Annotated in this window: 14 protein-coding genes; 3 read left to right on the forward strand and 11 right to left on the reverse strand. The window is 47.0% G+C overall.

Annotation, left to right across the window (positions count from 1 at the left end; translation table 11 throughout):
* Window positions 1–524 precede the first annotated feature (524 nt).
* Together AB1757_22440 and AB1757_22445 are read left to right on the forward strand one after the other, a co-directional pair.
* Window positions 525–1,136, forward strand: coding sequence for a GNAT family N-acetyltransferase (locus AB1757_22440; protein MEW6129816.1), 612 nt, complete (start codon window positions 525–527; stop codon window positions 1,134–1,136).
* A 45-nt stretch (window positions 1,137–1,181) separates the two neighbouring features.
* Window positions 1,182–3,728 (forward strand): efflux RND transporter periplasmic adaptor subunit, encoded by a 2,547-nt coding sequence (locus AB1757_22445; protein ID MEW6129817.1) that lies wholly within the window; start codon window positions 1,182–1,184, stop codon window positions 3,726–3,728.
* Window positions 3,729–3,887: 159 nt separating this feature from the next.
* Here AB1757_22445 and AB1757_22450 read toward each other — a convergent pair whose 3' ends face one another.
* Window positions 3,888–4,343, reverse strand: a complete 456-nt coding sequence (locus tag AB1757_22450; protein MEW6129818.1) for a peptidylprolyl isomerase — start codon at window positions 4,341–4,343, stop codon at window positions 3,888–3,890.
* A gap of 123 nt (window positions 4,344–4,466) precedes the next feature.
* Here AB1757_22450 and AB1757_22455 point away from each other — a divergent pair, with 123 nt between their 5' ends.
* Window positions 4,467–5,627, forward strand: coding sequence for a threonine synthase (locus AB1757_22455; GenBank protein MEW6129819.1), 1,161 nt, complete (start codon window positions 4,467–4,469; stop codon window positions 5,625–5,627).
* Window positions 5,628–5,668: 41 nt separating this feature from the next.
* Here AB1757_22455 and AB1757_22460 read toward each other — a convergent pair whose 3' ends face one another.
* The 10 genes from AB1757_22460 to AB1757_22505 form a co-directional block, all read right to left on the reverse strand.
* Window positions 5,669–7,027: a phosphomannomutase/phosphoglucomutase gene (locus AB1757_22460; GenBank protein ID MEW6129820.1), complete on the reverse strand. Its 1,359-nt coding sequence runs from the start codon at window positions 7,025–7,027 to the stop codon at window positions 5,669–5,671.
* Between the two features lie 252 nt (window positions 7,028–7,279).
* On the reverse strand, window positions 7,280–8,053 hold the full coding sequence (locus tag AB1757_22465; protein ID MEW6129821.1) for a TIGR00282 family metallophosphoesterase: 774 nt from the start codon (window positions 8,051–8,053) through the stop codon (window positions 7,280–7,282).
* A gap of 111 nt (window positions 8,054–8,164) precedes the next feature.
* Window positions 8,165–9,277: a hypothetical protein gene (locus AB1757_22470; GenBank protein ID MEW6129822.1), complete on the reverse strand. Its 1,113-nt coding sequence runs from the start codon at window positions 9,275–9,277 to the stop codon at window positions 8,165–8,167.
* Between the two features lie 24 nt (window positions 9,278–9,301).
* Entirely contained in the window at window positions 9,302–13,063 is a 3,762-nt protein-coding gene (locus AB1757_22475) for a DUF4175 family protein (GenBank protein MEW6129823.1), read from the reverse strand.
* A 305-nt stretch (window positions 13,064–13,368) separates the two neighbouring features.
* On the reverse strand, window positions 13,369–15,402 hold the full coding sequence (locus tag AB1757_22480) for a BatA domain-containing protein (protein MEW6129824.1): 2,034 nt from the start codon (window positions 15,400–15,402) through the stop codon (window positions 13,369–13,371).
* 54 nt (window positions 15,403–15,456) lie between these two features.
* Window positions 15,457–16,038 (reverse strand): DUF6036 family nucleotidyltransferase, encoded by a 582-nt coding sequence (locus AB1757_22485; protein ID MEW6129825.1) that lies wholly within the window; start codon window positions 16,036–16,038, stop codon window positions 15,457–15,459.
* Between the two features lie 22 nt (window positions 16,039–16,060).
* Window positions 16,061–16,300, reverse strand: a complete 240-nt coding sequence (locus AB1757_22490; GenBank protein ID MEW6129826.1) for a hypothetical protein — start codon at window positions 16,298–16,300, stop codon at window positions 16,061–16,063.
* 10 nt (window positions 16,301–16,310) lie between these two features.
* Complete coding sequence (locus AB1757_22495; protein MEW6129827.1) at window positions 16,311–17,216, reverse strand: DUF58 domain-containing protein; 906 nt, start codon at window positions 17,214–17,216, stop codon at window positions 16,311–16,313.
* Window positions 17,217–17,224: 8 nt separating this feature from the next.
* Entirely contained in the window at window positions 17,225–18,202 is a 978-nt protein-coding gene (locus AB1757_22500) for an energy transducer TonB (GenBank protein ID MEW6129828.1), read from the reverse strand.
* Between the two features lie 141 nt (window positions 18,203–18,343).
* Window positions 18,344–19,366, reverse strand: coding sequence for a MoxR family ATPase (locus AB1757_22505; protein ID MEW6129829.1), 1,023 nt, complete (start codon window positions 19,364–19,366; stop codon window positions 18,344–18,346).
* Window positions 19,367–19,438: the final 72 nt, after the last annotated feature.

Here is a 19,438-nt window from a genome sequence, read left to right on the forward strand (position 1 = left end):
ATCGATTCCGCCTCAACCGAACGACTTCAGGGAACTGTGTAGCAGCTACACAGATGTGTAGCTGCTACACAGTTTTCCTTAATTGAATAAATAATTTAATTTATCTGAGATTTACCGGGTCTTGGGCGGGAACTGTGTAGCAGCTACACAGTTCCCGCCCAAGACCCGGAATTCATCTCATCCAATCAAACTGTTGCAATCAAACAGCCTAAGCGATTTCAGAGGTTCCACAAGCGAATGGCACAAACGTTGCCATATGGTATGTCGCGCGAAACAAAAAAAATTAAAGGAGATGTGGAAAATGATTAACGAAATGATCAATAACGATGGTGAATTGTTAGTGGAGTTGGAAATCGTCGAAATGGAAGAGGTGGTTGCACCTGGAATCTTGATTGTCAACTAAGCCGACAAGAATCTCAAAATGCGCGGCGATTATGAGCCTACGTCAACGACACCCTACCCCCGCTCGTGACGATACTTGCTCTTAATCGCCGCGTTTCTCTTTTTATGAAAGGCAAAATCAAATGTTAAGAAACCTCCCCAAACTTAATCTAAATTTTTCGGATATGGTATCCGGCGATAATGCGATTTTTATCGTCCCGGAAATTGAAACCGAACGATTACGGTTACGAAGATTTGCCTCGAATGATTATGATGCCCTTTATCGAATCTTCTCAAACCCGGAAGTCATCAAATTTTTTGGCGAAGGAGACCCGCCTTCAAAAGAAGAAACAGAAGCCCTCCTCAACCGCTATATTGATGCCTACTGGCAAGAACATCATCTCGGTAAATGGGCAGTGATTGATAAACCGTCAAAAACTCTTATCGGTTTTTGCGGGTTCACCATGATTCGTAAAATACCGGAAATCGCCTATATGTTTGCTCAGGAATACTGGGGTCGGGGATTAGCCACCGAAGCCGCTGCCGCCTGTCTCGGATATGGATTCGAGGTTGTCGGTATCGAAAGCGCCATCGCCTATACCAGACCTGAAAATCAGGCGTCGAAACGTGTCCTTGAAAAAATCGGGATGATTTATGAGAATATCGAAGCCCACTATGGCTATGTCTTCGACAAGTATGGCATCAACCGGCAGGATTATCGAAAATTCAACCATCAATTAACCTCAAGCAGCTAACCCGACCCCGATTATTAATGGGTTCGGCATAATTTGGGATGTCTCATGTTTAAAGAGCCGCAAAATGAAATTCAGTTTTGCCGGTATCCACCTAAGGTTTCCGATGCCGTTGATGTGACCGAACAAACCGAAGGTGAGACGACACGTTACATCGTTAGAAATAAACTCAATGCCAAATATTTCTTATTAAGGCTCCCCGAATATCTGATTTTCAAACAGTTGGATGGAACCCAAACGCTATCGGATATTGCACAAGGCGGACGCCGTCAAACAGCGCCCAAAGCAACAGTTCCAACCTTAATCAAGTTTTTAACCAGACTCGACTCGCTTGGACTCCTCGATGGCAATAACCCGCCTGGTATTTCACCGCAAAGCGATAAAACGGAACTTTACAGGCGTATCAAATTATTCAACCCCAGCCGGTTTTTAAACTGGTTAGAGAGACGTTTTGGCTGGCTTTTATCCAAACCGTTTATCATCCTGTCATTTCTTGTCATGGGGTTCGTGCTTCTTGGATTGATCGTCAGGGCTGATGAATTTTCCAACTATACGCTATACACCTATAAAGAATATGGGTTTGCTTCAATCATCCTGTTCACCCTGTCGATTACCGTGCTGCATGAATTCGCGCACGGCTGGGCTTGCAAACACTTTGGCGGCGATGTTGAAGAGATGGGCGTATTGATGATTTATTACGTCCTGCCGGCTTTCTATTGTAATGTTTCGGATATTTATCGTTTGAAAACCAAAAGTCAACGCCTCTGGGTTATCGCTGCGGGTATTTACTGGCAACTGTGTGTGAGTGCCCTGGCAGCGATGCTATGGTTATTAGCAACCCCCTTTTCGCTAATCGCGGATTTCAGTTTTCTGGTACTTCTGGGTGGGACTTTAAATATATTGGTGAACTGCAATCCGTTGATAAAACTGGATGGCTATTACGCGCTGTCACAAGCCTTGAATATTTCAAACTTACAAACGGCATCCAGTCATTACATCCACTCATTCATCGAAAAATTTCTTGGAAATTCAACCGCAAAAAAATTTCAACCTACTCGCCCGCTACTTTTTTTCTCCTATTGGATTCTCTCGATCCTCTATTCAATCCTGCTGATTTATTTCATTTTGAATTTAGCGGGAGCCTGGTTATTGGATAACCTGAGATTTTTCGGCGCAGGGATAACCCTGGGTCTGGCTGGCTTATTAACCAAAAGGTGGTGGATTCCCATCGCTCGGAATTTGCAGGTTTGGTTTTTAGCTTTCAAATCCGCTTCGATGAAAGGAGCAAATCCGATGTCTACTGAGCAACCGTTTCATCAATCGTCATCCGTTAAACCGGGAAGCAAAACACCCGGCGCTAGAATCAGCATTAAACGCAGCACTGTTCTCAAAGGCGCTTTTGCGTTACTGATTTTTGCCATTCTATTTACTCCCTGGGAAGCCTCAACCGGTAGCGATTGCACGCTGCAATTACCGCCCGGTCGTGAAGGCATCGCCAGAGCCAACACTGATGCGGTACTGGCTGAAATATTCGTTCAGCAGGGAGACACGATTGCCGAAGGTTCAAAAATTGCCCGACTCGCAAATCCTGAAATCGAAGATAAACTGACACAAATCAACTCGGAAATTCAACGCTTGAATGCCAACAATGCGCGGATTGAAGATGAATTGAAGGTCAAAAGCGAACTCCTGCTGTCAGCTAATTTGAAAGAAACCGAACGCAAACGCCTTCTCGAAGAATACCAATCGGAATCCCAACAAATCAGGGCTAATGCAACAGAGGCAACATCGCTTCCGCCATCGCTTGCCATCTTGCAATCGGAAATCGAATTGAAACAAACCGAACTTGAACACAATCGCCGAGAAGTCGAACGCTATAAAAAATTATTTGAACAAGGACTGGTCGGTTCGCAAATTTATGACCGGGCAATTGCCGCCATGCGCATCAGCGAAAAAGAATTGCAATCGGCGCGCGCCCGTTTGGAAGCTGCCAAAGTTGACCATCGCCGCTTGACTGCCAGCACGGAAACCGGTTCTCTGGTTGCAGAAACCGAAGCTCGCGCTGCCCGTTCAAATTTTGAAGCCTTGATAGCCGAATTGCATTCCAATCGTCAACAACTCGAAGCCTTGAAAATCCGTCAGGAAATTTTACAACGCGAATATGATGGTATGAATGTCACAGCGCCGCGCGCAGGCGTCGTGCTGGGTGAAGATTTACAAAAAACCACTGGTCGTCATTACAACAAAGGTGATGAGATTTGTCGCATCGGTGAACTGGAAAAATTTCTTTTGAAGATAGAAGTCAGCGAACGTGAAATCAGTAATGTCCGGTTGGAAAGTTCGGTTCGCTTTAAATTAAAAACCGTGCCCGGTCGAACCTTTACCGGACGGGTTTCAAAAATCAATGCCGAACCGATTGCCAATCAAAACGGGCAGCGGTTCTACCCGGTCGAAGTGATGGTTGAAAATTCCGATGGCATGCTGAGACCCGGAATGACCGGCTTTGCCCGTATTTCATTCGGTCGTCAATCGGTAGGATTTATTATTGCCGAAAAACTCTGGCATTCATTACGCCCGGAACTTTGGCTATTTTAAATTTGCGAGAGATACAAAGCACTTTACGTGAGTTGAAAAGCGGTCTTTGACCGCTTTTCAACGGCATTCAGGTGAAATCCATCACCAACTGTTTTAGACTTTCATCCCCAATAAAAAAGGGTAGGCTTTATCGCTACCCTTTTTTGTTTGCCAACCAAATCAATCAACCAGTGCGACTTTGGTCATCTTATCGCCGCGACGAATTTGATTGACCGTATCCATGCCATCAAGCACACGACCAAAGACTGCATAATTCATATCTAAAAATGGTGTGGGCGCAAGCGTGATATAAAACTGGCTTGAGGCGCTGTCGGGATTTGATGACCGCGCCATCGCTATCGCACCGGCATCGCCGTGCGGCAGTTCTCTTGACACTTCAAGTTTGATTCTTCGTTCGCGGCCGGTTTCGTCGATGTAACCGCCGGTTCCGGTTCCCAGCGGACAACCGCCTTGAATAACGAAATTGGGCTCGACGCGGTGAAATGTTAAGCCGTTATAAAATCCTTTTTGCACCAGATCAATAAAATTGCCCGCCGTAATTGGCGCTTTGTCTTCGTAGAGTTCGATGGTGATGTTGCCTTTATCGGTTTCGATGACTGCTTTCTTATTTGCCATAAATTAATCCTTTCAAATTGGTTTAAAATCGAATCTACCATCGCCGGAAAGCTTGCGACAAGTTGATGATGGCAATGGGTAAAGTTATACTGACCGGCTTTCCTATTAAATTTGAGGTGAATAATGAACATTACACATCTTTATTGCTCAGGCTGCGGGAAAGAATACGAACCCCGTCGCCTTTATAATCTCTGTCCCGCTTGCAGCAAACCCTTAATGGTCGCTTATGATTTGGCGAAAGCCGCTCAGAGTTTAACCAAAGACCGGCTTGCCGCACGCGAATCAACCCTCTGGCGTTACCGCGAAGTTTTACCGGTTGATAATGACGCCAACAAACTTTGCCTCGGAGAAGGCATGACACCGCTCATCAAAGCTCAAGGTTTAGGCGAACAACTCGGATTAACCAACCTCTTTATTAAAGACGAATCCTTGAATCCGACGGCTTCATTCAAAGCTCGTGGAATGGCGGTCGCGATTTCGATGGCGAAGGAATTAGGGGCTAAAAAATTAGCCGTTCCCTCGGCAGGAAATGCCGCCGGCGCGCTTGCCGCCTATGCCGCCAAAGCCGGACTCCCGGCTTATATTTTCATGCCGCAGGATACCCCTAAAGCCAATATCATCGAATGCCAACTGATGGGCGCAAAGGTCACTTTGATAAACGGACTGATAACCGATTGCGGCAAGATTGTCGCAGAACGGAAAGAAGCCGAAGGTTGGTTTGACGTTTCGACGTTGAAAGAACCTTACCGTGTTGAAGGCAAAAAAACGATGGGCTATGAAGTAGCCGAGCAGATGAACTGGCAATTACCGGATGTGATTCTCTATCCGACGGGCGGCGGCACTGGGCTTATCGGCATGTGGAAAGCCTTCGATGAAATGGAGCAAATGGGTTGGATTGATTCGCGTCGTCCGCGTATGGTCAGCGTTCAAGCCGACGGTTGCGCGCCGGTTGTCAAAGCCTTTGCGGCGGGCGCAACAGTGGGAGCAGACATTCCTGACGCCCATACTGTGGCATCAGGGTTACGTGTACCCAAAGCGGTTGGCGATTTTATTATGCTCGACATCATTCGCAAAAGCGGCGGCACCGCCATTTCAGTTACCGACGCGGAATTGATTGAGGGCACCAAAACCATCTCATCTTCGGAAGGAATATTTGTGGCTCCCGAAGGCGGCGCGCTTTTACCGGCGTTGAAAAAAATGATTGATAACAATCAGGTAGCCAAAGACGAACGAATTGTTTTATTCAATACGGGTTCGGGTTTGAAGTATCTTGAGGTATTTTGAAACGGATAAGGAGCGGGAATTCATCTTCCGCTCCTTATTTTTTACTCGTGAACCAGTTCGTTCAATTTGGCTTCAACGGCATTTCGGATAGCAGTCAAATGGTTTTCGCTTTCGGCTTCAAAACGCATAACCAATACCGGTTGAGTATTAGAAGCGCGAACCAGCCCCCAACCGTGTTCAAACAAAATCCGCGCGCCATCAATGTCGATGACTTCGTGGGTTTGTTTAAAGGCTTCGGTCAACAGTTTAACGATGTCAAATTTTTTCTCATCGGGACAATCAAAACGGATTTCCGGAGTGTTGATGGTTTTGGGTAAATCTTCCAGAAGCGCGGACAACGGTTGCTCGGTATTCGATAAAATTTCCAGTAACCGCGCCCCTGCATAAACCGCATCGTCATAACCGAAGTAGCGATGGGCGAAAAAGATATGCCCGCTCATTTCACCGGCAAGTACCGCTTGTTTTTCCTTCATTGCGGCTTTGATTAACGAATGCCCGACTTTCCACATCACCGCATTGCCGCCGTGTTTGGCAATGTCATCAAACAGGGTTTTTGAACACTTCACTTCGGCAATAAAAGTAGCGCCGGGAATTTCTTTTAAAATGGCGCGTGAAAAAATGACCATCAATTGATCGCCCCAAATGATTTTGCCTTTTTCATCAACCACACCGATGCGGTCGCCGTCGCCATCAAAGGCAATCACCAAATCCGCCGAATGTTCGTGGACGGCTTTAATGGCGTGTTGCATATTTTCGATTACTGTCGGGTCGGGGTGGTGGTTGGGAAAGCGGCTGTCCGGCTCGCAAAATAATTCGACAACTTCGCATCCCATTTGTCTGTAAAGCGGCGCGCCGATAATTCCGCCCATGCCATTTCCGGCATCCACGACAACTTTCAATTTACGATTGCCGAGTTTGATATTTGATTTTAGAAATTTGAAATAACACGGCACAATGTCGCGTTCGGTCGAACTTCCCTGTCCGGTGGCGAACTCTTTGGACAAGGCATAGGATTTAATTTCCTTGATTTGCTCGCCATAAATTGAACTCTTATTGAAACAGATTTTAAAACCATTATTATCGGCAGGGTTATGGCTGCCGGTTATCATGACGCCCGCATCAACATTAAGGCTATCGGTAAACAGCGAGTAATAGAGCAAAGGGGTCGGCACCATGCCAATATCGACAACATCACACCCTGATTCATTCAACCCATGAATCATGATGTCGCGAAATATCGGTGAACTCTCGCGAGCGTCGCGACCCAAGCTCACGCGGGTGATGTTGCGCTTTCGATAAAAGGTGCCGATGGCGCGCGCTACGCGATACACCGAATCTTCGGTTAAATCTTTTCCCACAACTCCGCGAATATCATATTCACGAAAAATATTCTCATTCATTGTTCAACTCCACTGCTATTTTTGCGAGGTTATTACCCGAAGGGAGGGTATCAGTTGTCAGCCGATTGTTGCCATTTTCACTCAAAAAATACCATCGGGCAATAATAACTTTCATACTTCAAGGAACCGTTATTGCCAAATCTGAAGCGGTTGGTTTTATCACCACCCCTTTACAGATTTTAGAATTACGCGAAAGCTGCAACTCTTTACAACCCTCCAAAGAAAATCACCCACCGGAATTACACATATCATTTAGCCTTGAATCCGTTCAATGCTAATGGCTTTGCCGGATTGTTCTTCGATTTCGACGACGACGCCACTGACCCGCGCATCACCGGTTGCAGGTTCAAATCGAATAGGCATTCCACGAAGAAATCGTTGGATGACAACCTGCGACTGCACCCCGATAACCGAATCGTGCGGACCGGTCATGCCCAAATCGGTAATGTAGGCGGTGCCCTTCGGGAAAATCTGTTCATCGGCAGTTTGCACATGGGTATGCGTTCCGACAACGACAGACACCCGACCATCAACATAACGACCGAAAGCAATTTTTTCCGAGGTTGCTTCGGCATGAAAATCAACGATAATGATTCTGGCGCGTGAAGCCACCTCGCCAATTAATTTATCCGCCATTTTAAAAGGACAATCGGTCGGCGGCATAAAAATGCGCCCTTGAAGATTAATGACGGCAATGGGCGTGCCGGATTCGGTTGCCCCAAACCACACGCCGCGTCCGGGTGTTTCCGAGGCGTAATTTGCCGGACGTAATAATCTTGGCTGATTTTCGATGTAAGCGATGCCCTCTTTTTTATCATAGATGTGATTGCCGGAGGTCATAACATCGACGCCCGCTGTCAGCATCTCTTCACCGATTTTTGTATTAATCCCTGCGCCATCCGCAGCATTTTCGACGTTGGCAATGACAAATTCGGCTTCATACTGTTTTTTTAATTGTCTGATTGATTGACACAAAACCGCGCGACCGGGGTTGCCGACCACATCGCCTAAAATTACGACCTTCATCAAAACCCCAACTTTCAGGGAAAATCAAAGGCGGTCATAGACCGCCCCGATATGAAAAAGAAAATTAAAAAATGTAAACCTTACGCAATCAACCTGTGCGCCCGCAATCAATCACCGCAAGGGGATGGAATATTTGGTCACCACGTTTTCATAGGTTTCACATTCACCGGCTTTGCACATCTTCAATAAATCTTCGATGCGTTGCAACAATTGCGTGCTGAAATGATTGGGTTCATATTGCGGATGCAGCGGCGCGTAATAATTGAAATAACTGCGAATAATCAGGCTGTTTTTATCAATCGGCAAAGCCGCGACATTTTCAATAAACTTGTCGTATTGTCCTTGGCGATGAACATAAAATTCGACATTTGAAACATAAAAAGCCGAGACTTTTTCTTTCAATTCATTCACATATTTGGCTACCGCTTTCATTGCCTGGGTTCCCGCTAAATCGCCGGTGCAAGGGATAATCAAATCCTGTTCCTGCAGGCGTTTTAAAAACTGCCAGTCATCTTCCCGACAGAGGTAATTGTTCTGTTGTCCGGTTAAATCTTTTTCCAGAAGCAAGTCTCTGTAAGTCGGATAGATTGAGCGCGGCGGGCGATTGTGGCTCGAATAGCGAATATCCAGTCCTGCGCTATAAAAAGCTTGTTGAATGGTTTCGATGGTTCTCAGGTCGGTTTCCGAAAGTTTAAGGTCATATTTTTGCACTTCACGGCGAACCGTTTCTAGGGTTTTATCGAATAATTTTTGATCCGAAGGCGTGGAATCAATGTACTCGACCAACCCTTTTATATCTTTCTCTTCCCAACCTTTGGTTTTAGGAAACGGTTTTCCAAATAACAGGCTGAGGTATTCGATGCGGCTACGCGCCTGAATGAACAGGGTTTTGAAAAACAGATGATGCAACAAATTATCTCGACGAATATCAAGCATAATGGCGCGGGTCGGGCGAATTTTGGCAATATAGGTAAAATTCTGATCGGGCCCGACACCGATATAGACACCGCCTTTGGTTTTAAATTCGTTCAGTTTGCCAAACACATGGAGGTAGGACGTTTCATTGGAAATCAAATTATCGGAATCGAAAAACCCTCCCGATTCCGAAAGCCGCGCACTCAAGGCGGCAAACTCTTTATGGTCTTTCGCCTGAGTTGCCGGAACCACGCTCGTTGAAAAAAATGCGATTAAACTGATTGAAAGCATCAACGCTTTGAATTTCATCAATTATCTCTCCAATTATTCGGGTTATTTCTTTTCATTCGGATTACGCGATGACAATCGACGATAGTAATCTTCGATTTGTTTGCGATACCGATCAGGCGCTTCCCCATCGTTTATTGCGCCATTGCGATTGCCCTGTTTTGCCGCAAGCCGGCGCGCCAACTCGAATTCAATCTGGCGCAGCGGGTCAATAATCTCGCTCTTGAGCAGCGCCATTTGCGCTGGGTCGTTAAACGGATTGGGGTTGATGCGATGAAGCGCATCAATGGCGCGATCCACTTCACGTCCCAAATCGGGATTATTTTTCAACATTTGTTTCAATTCACGCAAATCCGATTCTCTTTGACGGAGTTCACTGTCGAGTTGACGGTCACCTGTGCGCGGCGGTCCGCCACCGCCCATAAATTCCGATTGCATTTCAGGATTGGTCGAATTACTGGGTTGATTATTACGCCCCTGTTGTCCACCCGGTTGTTGTCCGCCTTGCTGCTGTCCGCCTTGTTGACGACCACCCTGAGCTTGTTGCTGTCCCTGTTGCCGACTGCCTTGTTGACCTGACTGTTGTCCGCCTTGTTGTTGACCACCTTGTTGGCGACCATTCGCTTGCTGACCTTGTTGATTGCCCTGTTGGCGACCCTGTTGATTGCGTCCTTGTTGATTACCCTGTTGCCCATTTCGAGCTTGTTGCTGCCCTTGCTGATTGCCCCTTTGATTTCCCTGTTGTCCATTCTGCGCTTGTTGGTTGTCTTGTTGATTTTGACGATCTGGTTGACCGCCCTGTTGGTTTTGTTGACCTCGCTCTCCCGGTTGCCCGTTTTGATTCTGCTGCCCCTGTTGTCCGTCCATCTTGCGACGCAGGGATTCCAAACTATCGGCAATCTCACGGGCTTTATTCATCGCCTCTTCACCGCTATCACCTTGACGGCGATTGGCATTGCCCTCGGCAGCCTGCAAATTTTTCAATACTTCTTCCAGATTTCCCTGAATAACCTTTTCGCGTTCTTTCGCTTGATCCATATAACCGCGATCAATCAATTCTTTATTCTGTTTGATTTTATCGGGAATGCGATTGCGACGAATGGCATTGGCGGCATCGCGCAATTTATCGGCAGCCTGTTGTTTTTCGGAACCCATATTGCGCGCCGTTTGGTCAATGTCCTGTTCAAGCCCTGCGACCTGATCGGCTAAGGTTTGTTTGCGCTCGGCGAGTTGGTCTTTCTTCTCCTGATTGCCGCTTTGCCCATTGCGGCTCAACTCATCGACGCTTCGTTGAATATCATTCTGTTTCTTAATCGCCTCTTCTGCGCGTTGGCGAAGTTGTTGAACATTTTGTTGACCGCGCGATTGGTTGGCGGAATTCATCATGCGCTGAGCCTGTTGCAATCGCTGTTGGGCGCGTTGCATTGCGGAATTGGCGTCCGATTGATTGCCGCTCGATTGTTGCGAATTCTGCGATTGAGCCGATTGCGACTGTGAGCGTTTCAAATCTTCTGCCGCCTGGCGCAATTGTTGCGCGGCTTCCTGCATTTTCTGGTCACGGCGATCACGCGACAATTTTTCAAGTTGACGCGCCATCTTCTGCAACTCTTCAATCATTTCCTGTTGTTGGCGTTGCGAACCGCCACCACCGCCGCCTTGTTGTTGCATCTGCGAACGCTGACGCCCTTCGAGTTCTTTTTGCAACCGTCTCGACAACTCTTCCATTTTACGAGCCAGTTCATCCTGTTCCTGATTCTGTTGCGACTGTTGCTGTCGTTGAACGGTCTCGTACTGGTTCTTCATCTTGTCGAGTTGCAGTTCAAATAAATCCGCCAGGTCACGATCCTGTTGCTGCTGCCCTTGCCCCTGCCCTTGTCCCTGAGCAATTTGCATCTCGCGGAAAACCGCTTCGGCTTTCAACAATTGCTGCAACGCCCGTTGTTCCGGGGGCAGCGCATCTTTCGTCGATTTCTCGCGCAATTTGTCTTTTGCAATATCCATCTCCGCAGAAGCCTTGGTTAAATATTCAACCAACTGGGCAAATTGCTGATTGCTGTTTAACTGAGCGCCCATACGCCGTCGAATGCGCTCGATTAACTGGTCGGCTTCACCTTTGAGTTTTTCCTGACTCAGCGTCACGGTGCCGAAATTCTCGTCCTTTTCTTCGGGCGTGTAGGTTTTCTCTTCCCGCTGAACTCTGAAAGTAGCGGCAATAATTTCGCGTTGTTTTTTTGCCAGCGCGTTTGAATCCTGCTCGCCCTGTCCCTGCCCTTGCCCCTGTTGTTGCGACTGGCGAAATTCACGCTCAAACGGTCGCACTTCCATGAAATAAATATCCGAAGTGGATTCCTGACCGCTGTTGTCTTTGGCTTTGGCGTAATAGGAGACAAAATCGCCGACCTGCAAACCCAATTCTTCGAGGAAAAATGTATAAGACCCGGTTAAGGTTTTCGGCTCATCGCGTTTCAAATCCTGCAAAGCGACGTGTTTTTCTTCGCCACCATTCACTTGATAAAAGAGTTCGATTGCAGCAACCCCGAAATCATCTTCGGCGCGCGCCTGTGTGAAAACTTCCTGAATGTTGGTAACTTTGGCATCGCGTCCGGGTTTATCGAAAAGCACCGTCGGCGGCGCATCTTCAAGCAGGGTGATGTCATATTCATTTGAACCGTTATACTTTTCGCCTTCTTCGCTGGTGATTTCGATTTTATAGGTTCCCTCTTTTGTCACGGTAAATGACCCGACAAACCGAATCTCGTTTTCCGGCGCATTTTCCAAATCCGGCGACATTTCAAATTTGCTGCCGTCATTTAAAACGATGCGGGCTGATTTAACTTTTCCGCTGAGAATCGCCGTCACATAAACGACCGTGCCTTTTAATGCCGCGACCTCTCCGCCGTTTTCGATTTTCTTGGAAGGAAGCCCGGAAAAAGCCGGGAAATTTAAAACCAGATCAAGTTGTTTGACATATGGAAGGTCGGCGACTTCGAGCGTGTATTCCGGCGAACGAATATTATTCGATTCGACATAATAGACAATCGAATCCTGAATATTGAAAATCGTGTGTTGAAATTCGTTGAGGTTTTTCGCAGGCTCCATCGCCGTTGCCAGCCAGTTGGCATCACTCATCTTGCGAATGAAAATTTGCGCTACACTCGCGTCAAACCCGCGAAGCAAAGCTTTCAACCGTTGATCGGAACCACGCGGAACTTTGGCATTCCCCGGAAGGATTTCGATAAACATCGCATCGGCGGATGCCGTATCCGTAAGTCCGCCGAACAGCCTGCCGATGCCGCCTGACACCGGTTTGGAAATCCACATCGAACCAATGAGCGCGGCAAGCAGAATTAAAGCGCCTGCGCCGTATCCGTAAGCCTGACGCGGGTCAACGATGCGATTCAGGTCAGCATTCGCCAGTCTTTCATCGGCATCTTTTCTCAGGCGGGTTAAGATGGCGGGCGAGGCATTTTTTTCATTTTCAGCAAACTCGACTGCCGTTGTCACGCGGTCATCCAAACGGACTTTTTCTTCGATTAATCGTGCAATTTGTATGTCGCCAATGCGTTTGCGAAGCGGCAACATCACCAACCAGATTGCCGAACTCAGAGTCAGTAGAAAAGGAATGATGCGAAGCGCCACCAATAGATTGGGTTTGTAATAAAACCGATTGGCTAAAACCGCCGCTGAAATGAAGGTAACAGCCGCAATCGCCAGCGTGATTAAAACCCCAAACAACACTTGCCGGGTTTTAATTCGCGCGCGAACTTTACCGATGACTTCATTGATTTTCGATTGTTGAGGACGCATCACATAATCCCCCTTGGTAATTTATCGACCGGGTTTCAAATTATCTGTTCCACTGAAATCAAAATCCTTGTCCAGGCTTCAAAGACAATCACCATCGAAGAAAATACCGATAGTGAATTATTGATCCTTGCTCATCGCAAATTGTCTTAGGGCTGGTTGCACTGAATCAGGAACGCACAAGTAGTTTTTCAGGATACCATCGTTTTTGCAAGCCCCGCGTTTTGTAAAATGTAAACCTGTAACTGACACTTCCAAACCCATTCATTCAAAAATAAATTTTTCCGCTCTTGATAAATGTCAGGAAGCTAACTGACAAGTTTCGCGATGCGAATGCGGCGTGCCAGTATCGCTTCTGCAACAAAAAATAAGAGCGCCAGAATGATTAACGGCAACCACCAACGTTGTTTGGACTCGAGTTCCTCTTGGGTTTGATGGCTTGAGGCAATCGGTTGAATATTGTCATCAGGGTTTTGCGTAACCCCGGCAATCAATTCATTGGTATTCAACCTGGTAAAATCCGATTCTCTGGCATCGATATTAACCGCCGCATTTTCGGCTTTTTCCCGGTAACGCAAACGATAAAAGCCTGTCTCAATGGCATCAATGGCAAGTTCGCCTGAAGCAGTTCTGCGAGCATCTTCAACACGACCACCCAACGGGTTTTCAACCGCCGGATAATTGCCTTCCGCATCCGGTGGCGCAGTAAACACCTGACCGACCTTGTAAGCAATCGTGCCTTCATCGCCGGTCAGATGTTCCAGCATCTGGCGAACCAGCGGTAAAAACATCGGCGTCAGCGGCAAATCATTCCAGGCGGTGTCGAGGGTGGTGGTCATCAACAAAACCTTTCCGCGACCTGCCAACCCCTCGATTAAAACAGGGCTGCCATCATCCAATGCCGCAAGCACCGCCGCCGTCTCTTTAAGCTCAACGCGATGGTAGGAATAAACCCGCGTAGAGGTTAATCGACCGCTTTTTGAAAACGGGCTGAACACCGGATGGTCAGCTTTAATCTGACTCATCAAAGCGTAGCCGCCGCGAGTTTGCGCGACATCGGAGAGAGTAGCAGGTATGATGCCTTTAAAATTCTGGTTATAATCGCTCGCCTCGGCATGTTTGCCTGCGGCGATAATCAACCCGCCACCACGCTCGACAAAATTTTTTATCGCGCCTGAAAGCTGATCACTTAACGTCACGACATCATTGATGATGATGGCGCGGTATTCATTCAATTCATCCGGGTTTACGTTGCCCGGCGACTTCAAAGTAAGTTCAAAGCGATTGTTCTCACCGGCAAGTAGCGCCTGTTGCAGGTAGAGGCTTTCGCTGCGACCACGCGACGGCGTCTCAATCGCCAGAATCCTGGTCTGGTTTTCACGACGAATGATGAAATGGTTTTTGTTATCGAAATTAAAACTGTCATTGGTGATTTCGATGCTGGCGCGATTTGAACCATCGGGAACATTGAAGCCGGTAAATTCGATGGTTTTGGAAGCCCTGCCATCAAGCGAGATTTCTCTGCGCTCAACCGCCAGATCGTTTAATTTGAAATCCACCGTGCCGTCGAAAATTTCATTGCCGAAATTATTTACTATGGCGGTGACCTTGCCGGAATATTTTTGAGTATAGATTACCGGGTCGGCTTTCACATCAGTAATTGCCAAGTTGGTCACAGCCGTTTCCCCGACATCAATCGGAATCAATTTCACATCCGCAGCAATTTTGGGTTGCGTGGTCGCGCGGTTCCAACCGGAATTTTGAAAATCGGAAATCAGGTAAATTTTGCGGTCGCCTTTTCCGGTCTCTTTCAAAATCGCATCGCCCGCTTGAATCGCCTGTAAATAATCGGTTGCAGCAAGCGTCGGTTTTAACTGGTCGAGGATTTGATGGAGTTCGGCTTTATCGTTTTTCAACGGGCGCAGTATTTCATAGCTCTGGGTAAAACTGACAAGCGCGAGATGTTCGCCATTTGCGGCGTTATCAATAACATTGCGAACCGCTTTTTTGGCGCGTTCAAAATAATCCGCATAGCGCATACTCGCGGAAGCATCAATCAATATCACGCTGTTTTGGGTAGCGGTCGCTGCCTGCATCCGGCTGTTGGTAAAATAGGGACGGGCGAACGCCAGCGCCAGCAGCATAATGGCGAGACACCTTAACGCCAGCAGCAACCAGTTTCTCAAATGGCGACGGCGAACCGTCTTCTGCTCGATTTTTCTAAGAAACATCAGCGACGGGTAAAAAACTTTCTGGGCGCGTGTACGCCTGACCAGATGCACGAGAATAGGAATACCCGCTGCTAAAACGCCGACCAAAAAAAATGGATTTAAAAATGCCATTAGAGTTTCCGATTATAAATTTCAATTTGAGATAAGGCTGAATATCTTAATCCGTTATTCACCAAAAGATTCGCTCAAGGCTTTGTCAAGCAGTCCACTTAAACCAAGCTCCTTTGACCATTGTTTCAAATAATCAATGTCTAATTTATCACCCTGAATTTTGATAATACTTGCAATATCTTGCCATTGTTTATCAGAGGTAAAATTGCCTTTTCGATACCAATCTAATTTTGCCAGAATAGTATCTTCGGGGCTGGCAATATATGCCCGATCTTCAGCATGTTGAGAAACCTGCTGCAACTGTCGTCGTTTAAGTTCTTGTTCCTGAAACCCTCCAAATTTAGCGATAAACATATCCACCTTAAAGATTGATTCGAGGTGAATCATATTAAAGGATTTTTTGAGTTGAATCGCCTTGATAATTGCTTGTTCATCAAGGTAAAACTCATTTTCAAATGACGCGACAAAGGCTTTCACTTGCTTCAGAGAGATTGCAACTACGAAATCAACATCGTTCGTAGCTCGCGCCATACCATGTAAAGAACTGGCAAAAGAACCACCGACGACATATGGGATATTCAAGTCGTCGAGCTTTTCAACGACGCGCAGCAAAACTGCTGTTGCTGGATTGTTCATTTTGTACGCTCCTAATTCGGGTTCAATCGCCACTTGTGATGAGGTTTTCACATTTATAAAGTAATCCAGCAAATTTTTTTCTAATTTCAGTTTCGTCAGCATCAGGATAACGGCTCTTGATACCATTAAGCGTCATTTGCCTGCACGCATTGGTTAGCGAGTCAATTTGTTGAAATTTTTTCCAGTCGGGCATTTGACGAGTCAGTTCAATGAGAACTTTTTCAGTCGCCTCATCCGTATCATCAAACAATCTTTTGCTCATCTCAATCACCTTAACCAAAATGCGAACGCCGGTTCAAATAGGCTGAAAGCGCCTGGTCTAACGGTTCATTGGTCTTCAACAATTCATAATCAACCCGGTTGGCGGTCGCGGCTTCACGGATGGCTTCAATATGCGCGTTGATGATTCGCAAATATTCGTCGCGCAAGGTTTCCGGCTGAACGTGCAATTGTTCTTCGGATTCGAGGTCTTCGAGCACCACCGGCTCTTTGAAATCAAAATCAATTTCGCGTTTGTCCATTAACTGAAAAACGATGACCTCATTGCCTTCAAATCTCAGGTGCTCCAATCCTTCCTTAACTTTTTGCGGCTCGTCATACAAATCCGAAAGCAAAACGATGATGCTGCGGCGATTTAATATTTCAGCGATGCGATGCAGTTGTTCTGAAATCGCCGTTCCCTGTTTAGCCTGCAACCGCTCAATCACACCCAGTACGGTTCGCAAATGACCGGTGCGCGACAGTGCCGGAATGTGCTCAACTGCCGATTCATTGAAGGCAATCAAACCCACGGAATCATGTTGCCGCACACCCAGATAGGCAAGTGATGAAGCGAGGTATTGGGCGTATTGCAATTTAGTCACCTCACTGCTCGCATAGCCCATCGAACCGCTGGTATCAACCATCACCATCATCTGAGTATTGGTATCACCTTGATATTTTTTGATGTACAAACGGTCGGTGCGGGCGAGTAATTTCCAATCCAGGTGACGTAAATCATCACCCGGCATGTATTGACGGTGTTCCGCAAAATCGGTTGAAAAGCCTAAGTAGGGTGAACGATGAAGCCCGGAAATAAACCCTTCGACCACTGACCGGGCAATCAGTTCCAATGAATTGATACGCGCCAGAATTTCCGGCGCGAGATAACGGGTTCCTGTTGGGCTGACAATCGGCATACGTTTTTTTATCTCACAAAATTAAATGTGATTCTGGTAGTTGATGGAATCGGATTGCCATTGGCGGTTGCCGGTTGATATTCCCAGCGTTTGGCGGCATCTATTCCCGCCTGACGAAGTTGCGGTGGGCCACTCACGGCTTCGGCTTTCGTAACCTTTCCGCGTTCATCAATGGTAATCTCAATGGTCACACTGCCACTCACCCCCATACTGCGCGCAAATGAAGGGTATGACGGTTCAACTTTTTTAATGGCTTTCGCCGCAATCACCTCACTGATCACCGGAGCAGATTGAATGGGGGTGGGGTGAGATTTGCTTGTCTCAGATTCTTTTTTCGCTTCTTCCAAAGGCTTTTCAATCGCAACGACAGGCGGCGCGGGCGGATAGTAATGAATGGCGCGATGGGTGACCATTTTACTAATCGGGATGAGATTCCCGTCTTTCAACTGGTTAATGGTTTCAACGCGCTTAACCCAATTGCCTTTGGAATCAAATTCCATTCCCTCATAGGTCTCTTTCACAAGGATTGCGCCTTGGGCGTCGAAACAAGTTTTTTCAACAGCCCGACCTCGCCCATCAAACCCCTCGACACACCTCGACAAAAAAGCTTTATCGGCGCCGGTGATGATTAATTCCTCACGATTATTGTCCGTATCGAATTTATAGGTCTTCTCTTCAATGAGGTTTCCGCCAAGCGAGAATTTATCTTCGCCGACGAGATTGCCTTCCGTGTCAAATATCAAAACGACATTAAAGGTTGTCGGGTCAGCAATGAGTTCGCATTTATTTGTCGCTTCATCAATCACCCGATAACGCATCAGTTTTTCCTGCCGGTTGCCCTCGCGGTCGTAACTCATTACCCGTTTAATCGAAGATTTGGCGTTGGGATAAAAATTGAATTCAAGCATTCGCCCTTGTTCATCGAAGTTACTGGTACTGACGGTTTCGCGCTTCCCTTCAATCCATTTTCCTGAACTTTCGGTCAAGGGTGATTGTTGAACTGCTAAAGTTTTTGGCTGCCCAACCAGATGCGCTATATCCCTATCGTTTTTTTTCGCATTTGTACCCGTTTGAGAAAAACTCAATTGGATAGAAAGGAAAAATACTGCGACCAACATTTGCTAACCCTACAACCCCGATTTTGGCGCGGGAACCGTTTCAATCAACCGTTTAATCACATCATCTGAATTGACGCGCTCGGATTCCGCATGGAAATTCAATAAAATGCGATGGCGTAAAATCGGATAGGCGAGGGCGCGAATGTCTTCAACGCTGACATTGTAACGCCCGCTGATGACGGCGCGCGCTTTACCGCCGAGCGCCAGAAATTGCGAAGCGCGAATCGACGCGCCCCAGTTCACCCATTTTTTAATGAAATCCGGCGCGCCGTCCACAACCGGGCGACTTGCAGTGACCAGTTTAACGGCATAGCGGGTTACGGCTTCGGAAATCGGTACACGGCGAACCAGTTTTTGAAAGGCGAGAATATCTTCACCCGAAACATTTTGTTCAAAATTGAATTCCTGAACCGAAGTGGTGCGGCTGACCACTTCGACTTCATCATCTTCGCTCAAATAGCCGATACGGATGTTGAACATAAAGCGGTCGAGTTGCGCTTCCGGCAACGGATAGGTGCCTTCCATTTCAATCGGGTTTTGGGTGGCGAGCACATAAAACGGTTTCGGGAGATTATAAGTCGTGCCTTGAACCGTAACGCTGCCTTCCTGCATGGCTTCAAGTAACGCCGCCTGGGTTTTGGGCGGGGTGCGGTTGATTTCATCTGCCAGCACGATGTTGGCAAACAGCGGACCACGAATAAATTGCATCTGGCGATGACCGGTGGCGCGGTCTTCTTCAATCACATCGGTTCCGGTGATGTCAGACGGCATCAAATCAGGAGTAAATTGAATGCGTTTGAATGATAAATCCAGGATGTTGGCGACCGTGCGAATCAACAAGGTTTTCGCCAGTCCCGGCACCCCGCTCACCAGTGAGTGACCGCCGACAAACAGCGAAATCAACACCTGATCAACAACCTCATCTTGCCCGACAATTACTTTTCTGACTTCGTGAATTATTTGCTCTCGCGCGGAAAGCAGTTTTTCCAAAAGTGCATCTTCTTGAACAATCTCTCTCGTGTCTATTGCCATTATCTCCTCTGTGAATGATGAGCGATGAGTAATGCGTGATGAGCAAACCTTTAATACTCATCACGCATTACT

This window comes from Acidobacteriota bacterium (genome assembly GCA_040754075.1).
Classification (GTDB): Bacteria; Acidobacteriota; Blastocatellia; order UBA7656; family UBA7656; genus JBFMDH01.

Coding starts and splice junctions, on each gene's coding strand:
- AB1757_22440 (MEW6129816.1), top strand. CDS start 525: ATGTTAAGAAACCTCCCCAAACTTAATCTAAATTTTTCGGATATGGTA.
- AB1757_22445 (MEW6129817.1), top strand. CDS start 1,182: ATGTTTAAAGAGCCGCAAAATGAAATTCAGTTTTGCCGGTATCCACCT.
- AB1757_22450 (MEW6129818.1), bottom strand. CDS start 4,343: ATGGCAAATAAGAAAGCAGTCATCGAAACCGATAAAGGCAACATCACC.
- AB1757_22455 (MEW6129819.1), top strand. CDS start 4,467: ATGAACATTACACATCTTTATTGCTCAGGCTGCGGGAAAGAATACGAA.
- AB1757_22460 (MEW6129820.1), bottom strand. CDS start 7,027: ATGAATGAGAATATTTTTCGTGAATATGATATTCGCGGAGTTGTGGGA.
- AB1757_22465 (MEW6129821.1), bottom strand. CDS start 8,053: ATGAAGGTCGTAATTTTAGGCGATGTGGTCGGCAACCCCGGTCGCGCG.
- AB1757_22470 (MEW6129822.1), bottom strand. CDS start 9,277: ATGAAATTCAAAGCGTTGATGCTTTCAATCAGTTTAATCGCATTTTTT.
- AB1757_22475 (MEW6129823.1), bottom strand. CDS start 13,063: ATGCGTCCTCAACAATCGAAAATCAATGAAGTCATCGGTAAAGTTCGC.
- AB1757_22480 (MEW6129824.1), bottom strand. CDS start 15,402: ATGGCATTTTTAAATCCATTTTTTTTGGTCGGCGTTTTAGCAGCGGGT.
- AB1757_22485 (MEW6129825.1), bottom strand. CDS start 16,038: ATGAACAATCCAGCAACAGCAGTTTTGCTGCGCGTCGTTGAAAAGCTC.
- AB1757_22490 (MEW6129826.1), bottom strand. CDS start 16,300: ATGAGCAAAAGATTGTTTGATGATACGGATGAGGCGACTGAAAAAGTT.
- AB1757_22495 (MEW6129827.1), bottom strand. CDS start 17,216: ATGCCGATTGTCAGCCCAACAGGAACCCGTTATCTCGCGCCGGAAATT.
- AB1757_22505 (MEW6129829.1), bottom strand. CDS start 19,366: ATGGCAATAGACACGAGAGAGATTGTTCAAGAAGATGCACTTTTGGAA.